General features: G+C 64.3%; 18 protein-coding genes. 13 read left to right on the top strand and 5 right to left on the bottom strand.

Annotated elements, in window-relative coordinates; all coding sequences use genetic code 11:
* The first annotated feature begins 19 nt into the window (after nt 1–19).
* From VG320_RS20110 to VG320_RS20075, 8 genes are all read left to right on the top strand, one after another.
* Complete coding sequence (locus VG320_RS20110; protein WP_327201827.1) at nt 20–2,491, top strand: fimbria/pilus outer membrane usher protein; 2,472 nt, start codon at nt 20–22, stop codon at nt 2,489–2,491.
* 2 nt (nt 2,492–2,493) lie between these two features.
* Nucleotides 2,494–3,492, top strand: a complete 999-nt coding sequence (locus VG320_RS20105; RefSeq protein WP_327201826.1) for a spore coat U domain-containing protein — start codon at nt 2,494–2,496, stop codon at nt 3,490–3,492.
* Nucleotides 3,493–3,697: 205 nt separating this feature from the next.
* Nucleotides 3,698–4,603 carry a ribokinase gene (rbsK, locus tag VG320_RS20100; protein ID WP_327201825.1) on the top strand — a complete coding sequence of 302 codons (906 nt, stop codon included), beginning with the start codon at nt 3,698–3,700 and terminating at the stop codon, nt 4,601–4,603.
* A gap of 27 nt (nt 4,604–4,630) precedes the next feature.
* Complete coding sequence (gene rbsD, locus VG320_RS20095; RefSeq protein ID WP_327201824.1) at nt 4,631–5,029, top strand: D-ribose pyranase; 399 nt, start codon at nt 4,631–4,633, stop codon at nt 5,027–5,029.
* Between the two features lie 7 nt (nt 5,030–5,036).
* Entirely contained in the window at nt 5,037–6,554 is a 1,518-nt protein-coding gene (locus tag VG320_RS20090; RefSeq protein WP_327201823.1) for a sugar ABC transporter ATP-binding protein, read from the top strand.
* A 60-nt stretch (nt 6,555–6,614) separates the two neighbouring features.
* Nucleotides 6,615–7,574, top strand: a complete 960-nt coding sequence (locus VG320_RS20085) for an ABC transporter permease (RefSeq protein WP_327201822.1) — start codon at nt 6,615–6,617, stop codon at nt 7,572–7,574.
* A gap of 122 nt (nt 7,575–7,696) precedes the next feature.
* Nucleotides 7,697–8,665 (top strand): ribose ABC transporter substrate-binding protein RbsB, encoded by a 969-nt coding sequence (rbsB, locus tag VG320_RS20080; protein ID WP_327201821.1) that lies wholly within the window; start codon nt 7,697–7,699, stop codon nt 8,663–8,665.
* Between the two features lie 165 nt (nt 8,666–8,830).
* Nucleotides 8,831–9,844 (top strand): substrate-binding domain-containing protein, encoded by a 1,014-nt coding sequence (locus VG320_RS20075; RefSeq protein WP_327201820.1) that lies wholly within the window; start codon nt 8,831–8,833, stop codon nt 9,842–9,844.
* A 10-nt stretch (nt 9,845–9,854) separates the two neighbouring features.
* Here VG320_RS20075 and VG320_RS20070 read toward each other — a convergent pair whose 3' ends face one another.
* Nucleotides 9,855–10,685 (bottom strand): LysR family transcriptional regulator, encoded by an 831-nt coding sequence (locus tag VG320_RS20070; RefSeq protein WP_327201819.1) that lies wholly within the window; start codon nt 10,683–10,685, stop codon nt 9,855–9,857.
* A 126-nt stretch (nt 10,686–10,811) separates the two neighbouring features.
* On the opposite strand from VG320_RS20070, the gene VG320_RS20065 reads away from it, so the two are divergent.
* Entirely contained in the window at nt 10,812–11,240 is a 429-nt protein-coding gene (locus VG320_RS20065; RefSeq protein WP_327201818.1) for a cupin domain-containing protein, read from the top strand.
* Between the two features lie 22 nt (nt 11,241–11,262).
* On the opposite strand, the gene VG320_RS20060 is transcribed toward VG320_RS20065, so the two are convergent.
* Nucleotides 11,263–11,541, bottom strand: a complete 279-nt coding sequence (locus tag VG320_RS20060) for a hypothetical protein (RefSeq protein ID WP_327201817.1) — start codon at nt 11,539–11,541, stop codon at nt 11,263–11,265.
* A 108-nt stretch (nt 11,542–11,649) separates the two neighbouring features.
* Here VG320_RS20060 and VG320_RS20055 point away from each other — a divergent pair, with 108 nt between their 5' ends.
* Nucleotides 11,650–12,303 (top strand): DUF4410 domain-containing protein, encoded by a 654-nt coding sequence (locus tag VG320_RS20055; RefSeq protein WP_327201816.1) that lies wholly within the window; start codon nt 11,650–11,652, stop codon nt 12,301–12,303.
* Between the two features lie 18 nt (nt 12,304–12,321).
* On the opposite strand, the gene VG320_RS20050 is transcribed toward VG320_RS20055, so the two are convergent.
* The 3 genes from VG320_RS20050 to VG320_RS20040 form a co-directional block, all read right to left on the bottom strand.
* A complete protein-coding gene (locus VG320_RS20050; RefSeq protein ID WP_327201815.1) occupies nt 12,322–13,026 on the bottom strand; it encodes a glutathione binding-like protein in 705 nt (234 codons plus the stop codon).
* A 168-nt stretch (nt 13,027–13,194) separates the two neighbouring features.
* Nucleotides 13,195–13,806: a glutathione transferase GstA gene (gene gstA / locus VG320_RS20045; protein WP_327201814.1), complete on the bottom strand. Its 612-nt coding sequence runs from the start codon at nt 13,804–13,806 to the stop codon at nt 13,195–13,197.
* Nucleotides 13,807–13,952: 146 nt separating this feature from the next.
* Complete coding sequence (locus VG320_RS20040) at nt 13,953–14,885, bottom strand: LysR family transcriptional regulator (RefSeq protein ID WP_327201813.1); 933 nt, start codon at nt 14,883–14,885, stop codon at nt 13,953–13,955.
* A gap of 138 nt (nt 14,886–15,023) precedes the next feature.
* Between VG320_RS20040 and speB the strand changes: the two genes are divergently transcribed.
* From speB to VG320_RS20025, 3 genes are all read left to right on the top strand, one after another.
* Nucleotides 15,024–15,989 carry an agmatinase gene (speB, locus tag VG320_RS20035; protein ID WP_327201812.1) on the top strand — a complete coding sequence of 322 codons (966 nt, stop codon included), beginning with the start codon at nt 15,024–15,026 and terminating at the stop codon, nt 15,987–15,989.
* A gap of 82 nt (nt 15,990–16,071) precedes the next feature.
* Nucleotides 16,072–16,518, top strand: a complete 447-nt coding sequence (locus VG320_RS20030) for a nuclear transport factor 2 family protein (protein WP_327201811.1) — start codon at nt 16,072–16,074, stop codon at nt 16,516–16,518.
* On the top strand, nt 16,515–17,333 hold an 819-nt coding region (locus VG320_RS20025), incomplete at its 3' end, for an aldehyde dehydrogenase family protein (RefSeq protein ID WP_327201810.1). The genes VG320_RS20030 and VG320_RS20025, both read left to right, overlap by 4 nt.

Raw genomic sequence — 17,333 nt, 5'->3', positions numbered from 1 at the left:
GAAAAGGATTGCCAATCAATTGACGCGGCGCTTAAAGCGTGGGAATGCTCAAGAGTTCAAGGCGATTGCCCTCGCTGCCGCACTGTTCTTCGTCGCGCAAACGTGCGCGCGCGCGCAGCAGGCGGCGAGCGCAACGGATACGTCATCGAACCGCAACCCCGCCGTCCTGCCCGACACCGTGCTCAATCCGCCCGCCGAACCCAATGCCTCGCTTGCCGGTCATGCTCGTGGGGGCGCGCTGCCGCCGCAAAGCGACCTCTACCTTGAAGTCACGCTCAATGGCGATCGCACCGCGCTGATCGCACATTTCCGCCAACGCGACGGCCGCCTCTACGCCGAAGCCGCCGATCTCGACACGATCGGTTTGCGCGTGCCGGACCTACCCATGGGTACGCCAGCGAAAGCCGCCAACACCGAGATCGCGCTCGACAGCCTGCCGGGCCTGCATTATCGCTACGACGAAACCACCCAGTCGATTGCGATCGAAGCGCCCGACGACCTGCGCAAAGCCTATGTGTTCGATACGCGTGCGCTCGAAAAAGCGCCTCCAGCCAGTGCTTCGCGGGGTTTCGTCTTCAACTACGACGCCTACGTGGAAGACGCCGGTAGTACCCAGTCCGCGCTGTGGTCGGAGGAGCGCTACTTCGACGCGCACGGCGTGCTTAGCAACACGGGCACCGCCTACCTCTATCACACGATGCACCGTTACGTGCGCTTCGATACCTCGTGGCAGACCTCCAACCCGACCACGCTCACAACCACGCAGGTGGGCGACACGATCTCCTCGTCGCTGGACTGGAGCCGCTCGCTGCGCATTGGCGGTGTGCAGTGGCGCAGCAACTTCGCGCTGCGGCCCGATCTGGTCACCTTTCCGGTGCCGTCGCTGGCGGGTTCCGCGGTGGTGCCGTCGTCGGTCGATCTCTACGTGAATAATGTGAGGCAGTTTTCCGGCTCCGTGCCGGGCGGCCCGTTTGTCATCAGCAATGTGCCCGGTATCACGGGCGCGGGCGAGGCCACCGTTATCACGCGCGATCCATTGGGGCGCGCAGTGGCAACCACGGTGCCGCTTTATATCGATACGCGTTTGCTGGCGGCGGGGCTGTCGAGCTACTCCGCCGAGGCGGGCTTTCTGCGGCGCGATTACGGCGTGGAGTCGTTCAGCTACGATTCGCAACCCGTTGCGAGCGCATCGATGCGGCACGGCATCAGCGACCGCCTGACTGTGGAGGCGCACGCGGAAGTCACGGGCGGCCTTTATAACGCAGGCGCAGGCGCGCTCGTGCGTATCGGCCAACTGGGTGTGATCAACGGTTCGCTGGCGGGATCGACGGGGCATCTCACGGGCGCGCAGGTGGGGCTGGGCTATCAGTTCATCACGCAGGCGTTTTCCGTGGAATTGAGCACGTTGCGCGCCACGCGTCATTACGGCGATCTGGCCGCGCGCGACGGCTCGCCGGTGCCGCTCGCCACCGACCGCGCCACGCTGAGCGTGCCCTTGCCTGGCAGTCAGACGGTCGCGCTCAGCTACATCGGCTATCGCTATCCGGATGTGGTGTCATCGCACATTGGTTCGGTATCCTACACGGTGAGTTTGCGTAACCTGGTGTCGCTGAGCGTATCGGCGTTTCGCGATTTCTCGTCGCGCAGTTCGTCAGGCGTGTTCCTGAGCGCGAGCATGGGGCTTGGCAACAAGACCTCGATCAACGCCAGTGCGGGCCGCCAGAACGGCGAGGGCACCTGGAACGTCAACGCGTCGCGCGCGCCGGACTACGACGGCGGCTGGGGCTGGACCGTGCAGGACGGCGGCAGCAACGCTTCGCACTATCAGCAGGGACAATTGCAGTATCTGGGCCGCTACGGCCAGGTCACGGCGCTTGGCCAGGCACTGGATGGTCATGTGGCCGGATCGCTCGACGTTACCGGTGCGCTGGTGGTGATGGACGGCGCGGCGCTGCCCGCGCGCCGCATCGACGACGGCTTCGCGCTGGTGTCGACCGATGGCCTGGCGGGCGTGCCCGTGCTGCATGAAAACCGCGTTATCGGCACGACGGATTCGCATGGCCATCTGCTGGTGCCCGATCTCAACGCGTATCAGAACAATCTCATCAGTGTGGACAGCATGGGCCTGCCCGCCGAGGCCCATATCGCCGCCACGCGCGCGAACGTCGTGCCGCAATCGCAATCGGGCGTGCTCGCCAGTTTCAAGGTCACGCAGTATCGCGCGGCTTCGGTAATTCTGCGCGGGCCGGACGGCGCGTATCTGCCGCCCGGCGCGCGCGTGCATCACGAAGAAAGCGGCACGGACACCATCGTCGGCTACGACGGCCTGACGTTCATCGAAAACCTGCAAACCGATAACCATCTGAGCGTGACGGCGACCAGCAGCAAGGGCGCCATCCATTGCGCGACGAACTTCCGCTACGTGCGCCCGACCGACGGCTCGCTGCCGACTTACGGCCCGCTCGCGTGCCAGACCGTTTCCGGAGATTGACCATGAGCCGTTCCCGCCATCGTCTCGCGATGCTGTTTGCCAGCATCCTGCTCTGCGTGCTGACCACGCTCATGCCGGGCCGCGCGCACGCGCAGACCTGCACGGCGACCGTTTCGCCAATGAACTTTGGCACCATCAGCCCGATTACGCGCGCCGCCGTGAATGGCTCGGGGACGATCAACGTGACCTGCTACTGGACCGTGGTGTCGCTCTCTCCGACTGCGCTCGTGTGCCTGAACCTGAGCGCTACGCAGCCGCGCTTTCTGACGCAAGCGGGCGGCACCGCGACGCTGCAATACGATCTTTATAGCGACCAGGGGCGTTCGATCTCATGGGGATCGACGTCGACGGCGAGCACGCCGATATCGGTGTCGATCCAGCAGCCGTTGCTCGGCACCAGCGCCACGGTGTCGATACCGTATTACGGGCAGATCGCGCAGAACCAGCCCACCGTGCCAACGACGAATAACGCCGACACCACGTATTCGCACACCTTCAGCAGCGCGGACAGCTCGCTGATGTACGGCTATTACCTGCTTGGGATTCTCGGGCCGCCGGGCTGCTCGTCGCTGACCACGAGCGGCGGGGGGCTCGTGTTCACCGCGTCGGCCAACGTCACCAACAACTGCAACATCAGCGCGAGCAACATCGTGTTCCCGACCGCCGGCGTGCTCAGCAGCGCGTTGTCCGCCACCGGCACGATCACGGCGCAATGCACCAGCGGCGACGCCTTCAAGATCAGCCTGAACGGCGGAACGAGCAATCAGGTGGGTGCGCGCACGATGGTGTTATCGGGCGGCAACGCCACGGTCGGTTATCAGATCTACTCGGATTCGCAGCACACAACGACATGGGGCGATGGAACGGGCGGCACGAGCACAGTTAATGGAACCGGTTCCGGCAATACCACTTCTTTTACGATGTACGGCGTGGTGCCTGCGCAGGGCACGCCACAGCCCGGCAACTACACGGATAGTGTTACCGCGACCATCAGTTTCTAGGCGCGTTTCTTTCACCGATCCCCATTTCTTCCGACATATCGGGTTATACCCTGGGGCTATTTCCCATGCGTTATGACTCTGGTATAACTGCGCTCCAAAGCTGAGTACGTTTTAGCACGGTAAAAATTCACGGCCCGCCGCAGTACTAACCAAACGGTTAAAAATGCAGAAGCAAGGCGGGCCGCAAGCGGTGACGAGGAGTGCCATGGCGCGCGTGGTAGTGGTGGGCAGCATCAATATGGACATGGTTGTCGCGACCGATACGTTTCCCCGTCTGGGCGAAACGCTGTTCGGCACGCGGTTTTCGACCTTCCCTGGCGGCAAGGGCGCCAATCAGGCGGTTGCCGCTGCGCGTCTGGGCGCCGATGTCACGATGGTCGGCTGCGTGGGCGCCGATGCGTTCGGCGAGCAGATGAAGCAAACGCTCGCACGCGAAGGTATCGACGTCAGTCACATCCGCACCGGCGGGGAAGCGACCGGCGTGGCGTCGATCACGCTCTCAGGCGGCGATAACGCCATCATCGTCGTGCCGGGCGCGAACAACGAACTCTCGCCTGCCGATATCGACCGCGCAAGCGACGCCTTCGCGCAAGCCGACGTCATCCTCGCCCAGCTCGAAGTGCCGATGGAAACCGTGCTGCACGCAGCACGCCGCGCCCGCGAACTCGGCAAGGCTTTTTTCCTCAATCCCGCACCCGCGGTTGCGCTGAGCGACGAACTCGTTTCGCTCACGACGCTGCTCACGCCGAACGAACACGAACTCGCTACCGCGTTGCAGACACCTGCGGGCTGGTGGGCCGAAGTGCTTGCGCGCATGCCAGGGCGCATTGCGATGACGCATGGCAAGGACGGCGCGTACTTCACGCACGCCGACGGCGCGCTCGTGCATCAACCGGGGTTCGTGGTCGAGGCCGTCGATTCGACCGGCGCGGGCGACACCTTCAACGGCGCGATGGCGGCGTTCTGGCATCTGGGCATCGGCGAGGCGGTGCGGCGCGCGAACGCGGCCGGTGCGCTTTCCGTGACGCGTGCAGGCGCGCAGGGCGGCATGCCCACGCTCGCTGAACTCGAACAGTTTCTGGCGCAGCAAGACCCGCAGTCGCCGCAGTAAAGCAAACCGCTTCAAGCAATAAGAGTAATGAAAAAACAAGGACACCTGAATCGCGACATCGCGCGCGTGTTGGCCGGCATGGGCCATACCGACAGCCTCGTGATTGCCGATTGCGGTCTGCCGGTTCCGGCGGGCGTCGAATGTATCGATGTCTCGCTCACGCTCGGCGTGCCGGGCTTCTTCGACGTGCTCGACAGCATCCTCGCCGATTTCAAGGCGGAGCGTGCCGTGTTTGCAAGCGAAGCGCAGACGCACAACGCGGCCGTGGTCGCGAAGAGCCGCGAAATGGCTGGCGCGCAGATCGCCATCGAAGAAGTGCCGCACGAAGAGTTCAAGCGCCGTTGCCGCGAGGCCAAGGTGGTGATCCGCACCGGTGAATGCAGTCCCTATGCGAATGTGATCCTGCATTCGGGCGTGATCTTCTAGGAGGTCCATGATGCAAGTGAAGATGCAGGGCATCGGCAAGGCGTTCGGTCCGGTGCGTGTGCTCGAAGGCGTTGATTTCCATATCGAGGCGGGCGAGATCCACGCATTGATGGGCGAGAACGGCGCCGGCAAATCGACGCTGATGAAGATCCTCAGCGGCGTCTATCAGGCCGACGCTGGCCAGATTCTCATCGACGGCCGGGCGGCGACGATCCGCAATACCGTTGAAGCCGAACGCGCCGGCATCGCCATCATCCATCAGGAACTCAACCTCATCCCGCAACTGACGGTGATGGAGAACCTGTTTCTCGGGCGCGAGCCGCACCGCTTCGGCATGGTCGATATCGCGACGATGCGCCGTGAAGCGCGCAAGTGGCTCGACAAGGTTGGCGCGCAGCGCATCGACCCGCAGACCGAAGCGGGTCATCTTTCGATCGGCCAGCAGCAGCTCGTGGAAATCGCCAAGGCGCTGTCGCTGAACGCGCAGGTGCTGGTGATGGACGAGCCGACCGCCGCGCTCACCAATCGCGAGATCGACACGCTGTTCGAGATCATGCAGTCGCTCAAGTCGAGCGGCGTGGCGATCGTCTACGTGTCGCATCGTATGGAAGAAATCTTCCGCATCTGCGACCGGATCAGCGTGCTGCGCGACGGGCACTTCGTGGGCGAGCGCGCCATTCCCGAAACGAATTTCGACGAGATCGTCCGGCTGATGGTCGGGCGCGAACTGGGTGAGCGTTTTCCCAAGCGCAGCCATACGCCGGGCGACGTGCGCATGCGCGTGACGGACCTGGCCGACGAAGGCCACGTTTCCGGCATCACGTTCGACGTGCGCGCGGGCGAGGTGCTGGGCATCGCGGGCCTGATGGGCGCGGGACGCAGCGAAATCCTGCGCACGCTGTTCGGCATGAACCGCAGGACGGCGGGCACGGTCACGCTCGATGGCCAGCCGCTTGACGTGCGCGATGCGTCCAGCGCGATTGGCGCAGGCATTGGCTTTGTCACGGAAGACCGCAAGCGCCAGGGGCTCGTGCTCGGCATGTCGGTGCGCGAGAACGCCACGCTGGTGCATCTGGACAGCTACGCGAAGCTGGGCTTCGTGAACGAGAAGGCCGAACGCAGCGCTGTCGACGGCCTCATCAAGCAGTTGCGCGTACGCACGCGCGATGCGGAACTCGACGTGAAGTCGCTCTCGGGCGGCAACCAGCAGAAGGTGGTGTTCGCCAAGTGGCTCGCGAAGCCGCCCAAGGTGCTGCTGCTCGACGAACCCACGCGCGGCGTGGACGTGGGCGGCAAGGCCGAAATCTACACGATCATCAACCAGCTCGCGGAGCAGGGCGTGGCCATCGTGATGGTGTCGTCCGAACTGCCCGAGGTGCTGGCCATGAGCGACCGCATCCTCGTGATGCATCAGGGGCGCCAGGCCGGGCTTTTCGAAGCCGCGACGGCCACCCAGGAACAGATCATGACCGCCGCAGCCGGCGGTCACGCAGCGGCAGCCGCAACCGAAACCGCAGCGGTCTGAACGGACCGCACGGCGCAAGGCGCTCACACCTCATTCCAGGCAACCCAAGCGAGACATTCCATGTCGCAACTCACCATGACCCCCGGCAGCCGGGCGACGCTGCAAAAGCTCGGACCATTCATCGCACTGCTGATCATTGCAGTGGCGCTGTCGATCGTGAGCCCCAACTTCCTCACGCTCGACAATCTGCTTAACGTAATGCGTCAGGCGTCCATCAACGCGCTGATTGCCTTTGGCATGACGCTCGTGATCCTGCTGGGCGGCATCGATCTATCGGCAGGGTCGGTGCTGGCGTTGTCGTCCGTCATCATCGCCACGCTGCTTAGTTCCGGCACGAATGCGCTGGTCGCGACAGTTGCGGGCCTTGCCGCAGGCGGCCTGATGGGACTCGCCAACGGTATCGTCATCAGCAAGGGCAAGGTCGCGCCGTTCATCGCCACGCTCGGCTCAATGACGGTGCTGCGCGGCCTCGCACTGGTCGTCTCCAACGGCAGCCCGATCAGCAGCTTTAACAGCGACTTTTTCTCGCTGCTCGGTGGCGGCTATGTTGCGCGCCTCGTGCCGATTCCGGTCGTGCTGATGCTGGTGATGTTCGCCGCGTTCTGGGTGCTGCTGCGCAAGACCGTGTTTGGCCGTCACATCTACGCGACGGGCGGCAATGCGGAATCGGCCAAGCTTTCGGGCGTGAAGGTCGATCGCATCCAGTTGTGGGTCTACACGATTTCGGGCGTGATGTCGGCGCTCGCGGGCGTGGTGCTGACGTCGCGTTTGAACTCGGCGCAGCCGACCGCGGGCACGGGCTATGAGCTGGACGCGATCGCCGCAGTCGTGCTGGGCGGCACCAGCCTCACGGGCGGACGCGGCTGGATCTTCGGCACGCTGGTGGGCGCGCTGCTGATCGGCGTGCTCAATAACGGTTTGAATCTGCTGGACGTGTCGTCGTTCTACCAGCAGGTCATCAAGGGCGGCGTGATCCTGCTTGCCGTGCTGATCGACCGCGGCAACAAGAAGTCGTCGTAATACCGCATCAATAGCTTTCCCGCATCGCGCGCCGTTTTCGCGCGATGCTTCGATCCAGATTTGGTAGTAATCCTGATGATTTTCGATCCACTCTCCACACATTAAAAACGAGGAGGAAGACTATGAACAAGCCTTTCCAGCTTTCCCGACTGTTTTCGGCACTTGTCGCCGGCTCGCTCGTGCTGGGCCTTGCGGCCTGCTCGAAGGAAGGTCCGGGCAGCTCGTCAGACGCGGGCGCCAGCGGCGCATCGGCAGCGGCTCCGGCATCGGGCGCGCTCACGGTGGGCCTGTCGGTCTCGACGCTGAACAACCCGTTCTTCGTCTCGCTCAAGAAGGGCGCAGAAGACGAGGCGCAGAAGGACGGCGTCACGCTCATCACCGTCGATGCACAGAACGACCCGGCCAAACAGCAGGCCAGCGTCGAAGACCTGATCGAGAAGAAAGTCAGCGTCATCCTGATCAACCCGACCGATTCGTCGGCGGTGGCCAACGTGGTCAAGGAAGCGACCAGCAAGGGCATCAAGGTGATCTCGCTTGACCGTAGCGTGAACGGTGCGGAAGTCAGCTCGCATATCGCCTCGGACAACAAGGCAGGCGGCAAGATGGCAGCCGACTTCCTGGCCGACAAGCTCGGCGGCAAGGGCAATATCGTTGAACTGCAGGGCATTCCGGGTTCGTCGGCGGCCAACGAGCGCGGCGCGGGCTTCGACGATGAAATCGCAGCCAAGGGCGGCGTGAAGATCGCCACGAAGCAGCCGGCCGACTTCGACCGCGCCAAGGGTCTTTCGGTGATGGAAAACATCATCCAGAGCAACAAGGACATCCAGGGCGTGTTCGCTCAGAACGACGAGATGGCGCTGGGCGCGGTCAAGGCCCTGCAGGCAGCGGGCCTGAAGAACGTGGCCGTGGTGGGCTTTGACGCCACCGACGACGCGATCGCCGCCGTCAAGGCCGGCCAGATGGCCGCGACCGTGCAGCAGCAACCGGAACTGATTGGCCAGTATGGCGTGCAGACCGCGAAGAAGCTCGCGGACGGCCAGACGGTCGACAAGTTCATCCCCGTGCCGCTGAACCTGTACAAGCAGCAATAAGCTGGCAGGAAAGTAGCAACGCGGCCGTAATACGGCCGCCGTAAATCTGGCAATAAGCGCGGCGCGCCTCGTTTTTATTACGGGGCGCGCCATTCTGTTGTACGCTTTCACGCAGCCGCGTCCCCTAGCGTTCCCGATCCACTCCCACGTCACCAGGAAGCCCGCGTGTCCCAGTTCGAGCGTCTGACCATCGACGACATTGCCCGCCTCGCGGAGGTGTCGCGCACCACGGCCAGCATGGTGCTCAACGGCAATGCCGAGCGCTACCGCATATCGGCAGCGACGGTCGAACGCGTGCTGCAGGTGGCGCGGGAAAATCACTTCACGCCTTCGCAGTCGGCGCGGTCGTTGCGCTCGCGGCGCAGCAACACGATCGGACTCGTGATTCCCGATCTCACCAACTCGGCGCACGCGGCGCTCGCGCAGGCGATGGAATCGCAATGCCGCGAGCAGTACCGCTATCAACTGGTGATCGTGACGAGCGACGAAGACCCCGTGCGCGAGACCGAGGGCATTGCGCATCTGGTCTCGCATCAGGTTGACGGTCTGGTGGTGGTGCCATGCACCGCCGACGCGCCGCGCTATGAAAAATGGGTCAAGCGCCTGCCACTGGTTTTCGCCGACCGCCGCGTGGAAACCAGCGCGATTCCCTTTGTGATTACCGATGCCACGGAAACCGTCGCGACGCTGGTGGGCGAGGCCTTCGCCCAGGGCGCACGCGAAGTGGTGTATTTCGGCGGCCAGCCCGAGCTGTCGGCAAGCCGGGACCGTCTGGCGGGTTATCGGCAGGCGCTGCAAACGCATGGTCTTGAAGAGCAGGCCGATTGGGTGTTCCAGCGCGACTATCAGCGCGAATCGGGCTATGCGCTCATGAAAGCGTGGTTCGAGGCGCATGGCCGCTATCCCGAGGCGCTGTTCGCGGGTTCGATCACCTTGCTCGAAGGTGTGCTGCAGTACGTCAACGAAGCAAACGCGCTCGCGCAATCGCCGGGCCGTTTGATGACCTTCGACGATCATCAATTGCTCGACTGCCTGCCGCTGCGCATCGACGCCATCGTGCAGGACAGCGCGCAACTGGCCGCGCATAGCCTGCGCTGTGTGTTCTCGCTGCTCGAAGGCGACGCGCCGCCCGAGTCGCTCCAGGTGCCCGCGCAGATTCACTATCGGCGCAAGCGCTAAATTTGCTTCGCTATCCTGAGTAGTGTGTTTCGAGCGTGGCGATCAGATGCTGCGCAAAGGCGCGCACGCGCGCGCTCATATCGCGACGCGAGGGGTAGACGATGAAAAGGCCCACTTCCTGCGCTTCGCCAGCGCTGGTTCCCATTTCGATTAACTGACCTGACGCGAGCGCGTCGGCGCACAGATGCGCGGGCAATTCCGCCACGCCTGCGCCATGTATCGCCAGTTGCTTGAGCAGCGCGAAGCTGTTGGCTTGCACGCGCGCGGCGCTGCCGTTCGCTTTGGGCAATTGCGTTGCGAATGCCAGCGTATCGGCAGGGGATTGCGCGGCGGTTGAGGGACTCGCAAAGCGCCCGAATCTGAAGCCGGCGATGCGTCGCGCGACGGCTTCGTTGCCACCCGGCGCGCCGCCGCGAATCGCCAGATCGACATTCCCGCTGACGAAATCCACGACTTCATTGCCCAGATGCACGTCGATACGCACGTGAGGATGCGCCGCGAGAAACGTGGCGATGGCCTCGGCCAGCAGCGCTTCGGGGAAATCGAGCGGTACGGATAGCCGGATCGTGCCGCTCAATGCGCGCGCACCGGGCAGGCCGCGGCGTTCGGCTTCGCGCAGCGTGGCGATCGCGCCGCCCACGCTCGCATACCAGGCCTCGCCATCGTCGGTGAGCGCGACGCTGCGCGTCGAGCGGCGCAACAGGCGCACGCCCAGGCGTGCTTCGAGCGCGGCAACGCGTGCGCTCACGGTCGAGCGCGGCAGGCCCAGTTCGCGCGCCGCGGCGGCGAACGAGCCGCTTTCCACGACCGCGGCGAAGGCAAGACAGCCGTTGATATCCATGGTCCTGCTTTGTCCCGGAGTTGTCGTATTGTCCATCCCGTTGGCGGGACTCGCCATTCTAGCGGGCTTATCGTGCGCGCCGCGCGCGGGCAGACTAAAGGCTCTCAACACACACGGAGCCTTTAAATGCAGACCGGAATCATCGACAGCCAGGACGTGCTGTGCTTCGCAGGAATGGAGTCACGCGTCATCGCTGGCATGAGCAGCGAGGCGCCCTATACGATCATGGACATGCGCGTGGCGCCTGGAGGCGGTGCACCCGCACACCGTTCGATCGATGAGGACAAGACCTTCGTGATGCTGGAAGGCGCGCTCGAATTCCGCTTGGGGGAGGGCGTGCGCGCGATAGCGGCGGGCGAGGCACTCGCGGTGGCGCGTGGTGACCTGCACGGCTTTACGAATCGCACGACGATGCCCGCCCGCATGCTATTGGTGGCGTCGCCGGCCCGTCACGATGGTTTCTTCCGGGCGATGGCGGCGCTGCCGGTGCCACACGATATCGAGGCAGTCAGGCGCATCTGCGCAGCGTTCGGCCAGCAGATAGAGGGGCTGTGAATGCCCACGTGCACACGCTGGTTCAGACGTTGTCCAGGCCGCCGACGTTATCCGCGCTTTCCAGCGCCTTGCGCTCGCGCCGCTCTTCGTTGCCGCGCCGCGCGCGTTTGCGCTGGCGCGAAAGCACGCTGATGACTTCACCCGTGCTGGCGTGAGGGGGAATCTCGTTGCGGATCACGTTGGCCACCATCGGCAGGCCCTGACGCTGACGCCGCAGCGCACGCGCAATCGCGTTGCGGCAGGCCTGACCGTGGCAATCCCACTCGTCGCGCATTTTTCCGCAGTATTGGCATGTGTCCATACGTTCAGTTTACCCGGAATCGCTTGGGGCTTTCGGGGCGCGATCAAGCAGGGCAAGGGTTTGCGGCATGGCCGCTATGATAGATCCCAAACTTCGGAGACATGCGCGATGAACGACCGCAGAAAGTTCTGCATGGCGACGCTGGCATTGGCGGCATCGCCCGTGTTTGCCCAACAGACGGCTGGCAATGCAGGCATCGTGTACGTGAGCGATTTCGAACTGGACGATGCCAGCGTCACCGCCGATCAAAACCCGGTCGACAACGCCCGGCGCCTGGCGGGCGGGCTGCTGCCGCGACCGCTACTGCGTCGGGACAAAACGGGCACGCGCGCGAGCGACATCGTCGAGCAGATGGCGCAGGCACTGGTGGCCGATCTGCGCCGCGCGGGACTCGACGCACGTCGTCTGCCCGCCGGCGCCACGCCGCCTGCGCAGGGCTGGCTGGTACGCGGCGTGTTTCTCGATGTCGATGAAGGCAACCGCTTGCGGCGCGCGATAGTGGGCTTCGGCGCGGGAGCGAACGAAGTCGATCTGGCGGTGGCCGTGGACGATCTGTCGAAGCAGACGCCCGCGCCGCTTTATCAGGTCGTCGAGAGCCGTTCGAGCGCGTCGAAGCCGGGCGCTGGAGCTGCCATCGCGCTCAATCCCTACGTGGCCGCAGCGAAGTTCGTGATGGCGCGCGGCGACCAGCGCAAGACCGTCGATCGCGCGGCAAGCGAAGTATCCGATGCGGTGCTCGCGCGCGTGAAGTCCGCGCCATGACGGCGCATCAAGCCCGTATCAATTGCGGGCTGGAATTTCCAGGCCACGCTTCACGGCCGGACGCGCGACGAAGGCTTCGAGCACACGCTGCACGTTCGGGAAATCCTTGAAGCCGACCAGATCGCCCGCCTCGTAGAAGCCCACGAGATTGCGCACCCACGGGAACGTGGCGATATCGGCGATCGTGTAGTGCTCGCCCATCAGCCATGCGCGGCCTTCCAGACGCGTCTCCAGCACGCCCAGCAGGCGGCGCGATTCGGCCACATAGCGGTCGCGCGGACGCTTGTCCTCATACTCCTTGCCCGCGAACTTGTGGAAGAAACCAAGCTGGCCGAACATCGGCCCGATGCCGCCCATCTGGAACATCAGCCACTGGATCGTCTCGTAACGCTCGCGGCCTTCGCGCGCGAGGAACTGGCCGGTCTTGTCGCCGAGCCAGATCAGGATCGCGCCCGATTCGAACAGCGCGAGCGGTTCGCCATCCGGGCCGTGCGGATCGATGATCGCGGGGATCTTGTTGTTGGGGTTCAGCGAAACGAATTCGGGCGAGAGCTGATCGTTGGTGTCGAAGCGCACCAGATGCGGCTCATAGGCGAGGCCCGTCTCTTCGAGCATGATCGACACCTTCACGCCGTTGGGCGTGGGCAGCGAATAGAGCTGGATACGTTCGGGATGCTGCGCTGGCCACTTTGCGGCAATGGGGAAGGCGTTGAGATCGCTCATGGGCTGTCCTGTAACGAGGCTTGAATGAGGGGGCGGCCCGCGCCACGCGGCGATGCGCGCGGCGCGAAACACGCTCAGGCGGGACAGTGTAGAGGAAATGGCGCAGGCGCGCAGAGGGCGCCTGGACGGTGCGGATGCAGCGTGCGCCGCTGTCCCGCGCCGGGTTGACTACTGCGCAATCAACCCTTCCGCGACCATCGCTTTCTGCACGGCGGGGCGCGCGGCCACGCGCTTGTGGAACGCGAGCACAGCCGGGAACGCGGACAGATCGACGCCAACGTGCGAGGCCCAGTTGGTCACGGTGAACAGATAGCCGTCCGCCGCCGTGAACTGGTCGCCGACCAGCCATTGATGTTCGGCCAGGCGCTTCTCCAGCAGGGCGTATTGACGCTGCAATGCGGCGATGGAATCGGCGCGCACGCTTGCGGGCGTATTCGGATCGAAGAGCGGCGAATAGCGCTTGTGCACTTCCGTGCTGATGAAGCCGAGCATCTCCTGCAGACGATAGCGCGCGAGCGTGTCGTAAGCGGGTGCGAGACCGCTGGCGGGATTGCGATCGGCCAGATACTGCATGATCGCCGGGCCTTCAGTGAGCAACTCGCCATTGTCGAGTTCAAGCGCGGGCACCGCACCCTTCGGGGCGATGGCGCGGAAATCCTTGCCGCTTGCCGTCTTTTTGTCTGCGAAGTCGACCTTGTCGAGTTCGATGTCGAGGCCCGCTTCGCGCGCCACGATATGCGAAGCGAGTGAGCAGGCGCCCGGGTAAAAATAGAGTTTCATCGTGAGTCCTGGTTGAACATACACACACGTAATACCGCGCATGTCGCGAATAGGTTGCGAATCAAACGCAAGGCACGCGCGGGGGCACTATGTTAGCGCGGGTGTGTGTCGCCATGACCTGATATGGCTCATCCTATGCGACGACGCTACACCGCCGCCTCCGGCGCCATCTCGTTCAAATGCACGGCGCGCAGATCGTCGATAAACGCGCGCTGGATATCGCCCGCATGCGGCGCGCGGCGCGTGACCATATGGAACGTCACGTCATAGCGCAGCGCCGCCGGATTCACCGCGCGCAGCAAGCCGCCATCGACATACGGCTTGGCGAAGTGAACCGGCAGATACCCCAGGTGATGGCCCGAAAGAATCAGCAGCGCCACGGCTTCCATGTTGTCGGCGATGGCGGTGACGTTGCGCTCGTGGGTCGAGTGCTGCGCTTCGGGTAGCGGATAGCTGCGCCACGCCCATTCGCAGGCGGCGGCTTCATCGGCGCCCACGGCATCGGCTTCGCCCGCGCGCTCGAACAGCGGATGGCGTGCGCCGCAATAGGCGTACTGGCGCTCGATGAAGAGCGCGGTGTAATCGAGGCTCGGCACGCGATGCCAGAAATAGCCGATGGCGATATCCACCTTGCCGTTGAGCACCTGCTCCTCCAGTTCGCCCGGCGAGCGGATCTGGATATTGAAGCGCACCGCCTGGTCGCGCTGACGAAAGCGCGCGATCGCGTCGCTGATACGCGCATTCTGGCTGAACGGAGTATGGCCGATCAGGCCCAGATTCAGCTCGCCCACGAGCTGGCGGTCCATATTCGCGGCTTCGGCGCAAAAGCTGTTGGCGGCCACCAGCAGCCGCCGCGCCGACATGGCGAAGCGCTCGCCCTTGGCCGTGAGCTTGAAGCCGCCGCGCCCGCGCTCGCATAGCCGGAAGCCCAGCCGCGTTTCGAGCGACGACAACTGCGTGCTGATGGTCGATTGCCCCACGTTGAGCGCGGCCTGGGCGGCGGTCAGGCCGCGTGCATCGACGACGGCGAGGAAAACGCGGATCAGCCGCAGGTCGAAATCGGTCAGGTTGGCGAGCATCGGACACCTCTTACATTGATGCGGGTCGATGTAAACATCATCAGGGCATCATTTTATCCAAAAATATTTCCCTCTAGCATTGCCAGCATTGGGTTTGAACCCACTGTTCCGATCGATGTTTACAGGGTTTTTACGGATATGAACGATTCCCACAACACCACGCTGAACCAGCCCCTTTCGGGTAACGCGATGCCGCGCTTTGGCGGCATCGCCTCGATGATGCGTCTGCCGATCGCCGCCACGAGCGCGGGGCTGGACGCCTGTTTCGTCGGCGTGCCGTTCGATCTGGGCACTTCCAACCGCAACGGCGCGCGCCTTGGCCCGCGCCAGATCCGCGCTGAATCGGTGCTGCTGCGGCCCTATAACATGGCCACGCGCGCCGCGCCGTTCGATTCGCTGCAGGTGGCCGACATTGGCGACGTCGCGATCAATCCCTTCGACATTCACAAGGCGATCGCCGATATCGAAACGGCCTACGACGGCATCATCGCGGGCGGCTGCAAGCCGGTGACGCTGGGCGGCGACCACACCATCGCACTGCCGATCCTGCGCGCGATGCACAAGAAGTACGGCAAGGTGGGCGTGGTTCACGTGGACGCTCACGCCGATGTGAACGACACCATGTACGGCGAGAAAATCGCTCACGGCACGCCGTTTCGCCGCGCGGTGGAAGAGGGCCTGCTCGACTGCGATCGCGTGGTGCAGATCGGCCTGCGCGGCACCGGCTATCACGCTGACGATTTCGACTGGTGCCGCGATCAGGGCTTTCGCGTCGTGCAGGCCGAAGCGTGCTGGAACCGCTCGCTCGAAACGCTGATGAAGGAAGTGCGCGAGCAGATGGGCGATGGCCCCGTGTATCTGAGCTTCGATATCGATGGGCTCGATCCGGCCTTCGCGCCGGGCACGGGCACGCCCGAGATCGGCGGTTTGACCGTGCCGCAAGGGCTGGAAATCATTCGCGGTCTGCGCGGGCTGAATCTGGTTGGCGCGGATCTGGTGGAAGTCTCGCCGCCTTATGACCCGCAGGGCACCACCGCGCTGCTCGCCGCGAATCTGGCCTTCGAAATGTTGTGCGTACTGCCGGGCGTCGCGTATCGCGCCTAAGCGTGCATGAACCTGGGCGAATCCAGATGATTCGCCATCCGAATTAAAAAGACATAACAGACGATTTCCACGGAGAGTGTTCATGAGCGAGACCGAACGCGATACTGAAACCCAGGTGCTGGCCGCAGCCGATGCGCTGATCGACGCCTTCGCGCGCCACGATCGCGACGCCTATTTCGCGGCTTTCGCGCCCGACGCGAGCTTTGTTTTTCACCACGTCAGCGAGCCGCTGCCCACGCGCGCGGCCTACGAGGCGCTGTGGCGTCAATGGGAGCGCGAGGACGGCTTTCGCGTGCTGGGCTGCGAATCGCGCTCGCGCGGCGTGCAATGCATCGGCGACGTGGCGTTGTTCGTGCATAACGTGCGCACTCGCGTGGCGACGCACGCGGGCAGCGAAACGCTCGACGAACGCGAGACCATTGCGTTCGCGCGTCGCGGCGGCCAGTGGCTGGCGGTGCACGAACACCTGTCGCCGCACGCCTGCGCAGCGGTGCATGATGCAGTAACCGAAGGCGAGGTGTGCGCATGAAGCGCGAATCGATTAACGCTGTCGCGCTGGCGACGGAGCCGGGCGTGTTTATCGACGGTGCGTGGCGTCAGGGCGCCGGTGAACCGCTCGAACTCGTCGATCCATGCAGCGCGCAGCCGTATGCGCGCGTGTCGGGCGCGTCTGCGGACGACGTTGACGATGCGGTGGCCGCCGCCGCCCGTGCCTTGCGCGGCTGGCGCAGTGCGAGCGTCGCGCAGCGGGGCGAACGGCTCGAAAGCATCGCACAAGGCATCGAAGCGCATGCTCGTGAACTGGTCGAATTGCAGATGCGTTGCAACGGCAAGCCGCGTTTCGAAGCCGAACTCGATGTGAGCGATGCCGCCGGCACTTTCCGCTACTACGCGCAGTTGTGCCGCGAAGGTGACGTGGTCGAGCGCGCGCCGGTCGCGTTGCCCGATGACGCCTTCGAAGCCGATGTGCGCCACGAAGCCGTGGGCGTGTGCGCGCTGATCGTGCCGTGGAATTTCCCGCTCGTGACGGCGGCGTGGAAGCTCGCGCCCGCGCTTGCGGCGGGCTGCACAGTGGTCATCAAGCCTTCGGAGCTGACGCCGCTGGCCGAACGCGCGCTGGTCGATATCGTCACGGCGGCTGGCGTGCCCGAAGGCGTTGTCAATCTGGTCGCGGGCGGCCGTGAAGTCGGCGCGCAACTGGCCGCCCATCGCGGCGTAGCCAAGGTCTCGTTCACGGGCAGCACGGCGGCGGGCCAGGCGGTCATGCGCGCCGCCGCCGCCCGCATGCAGCGCGTCTCGCTTGAACTGGGCGGCAAATCGGCGTTGATTGTCTTTGACGATGCC

The sequence above is a fragment of the Paraburkholderia sp. genome, assembly GCF_035948235.1.
In the GTDB taxonomy this organism is placed as follows: domain Bacteria; phylum Pseudomonadota; class Gammaproteobacteria; order Burkholderiales; family Burkholderiaceae; genus Paraburkholderia.
The sequence above is the reverse complement of the archived record's forward strand: the minus strand, read 5'-3'. Positions and strand labels throughout refer to the sequence as shown.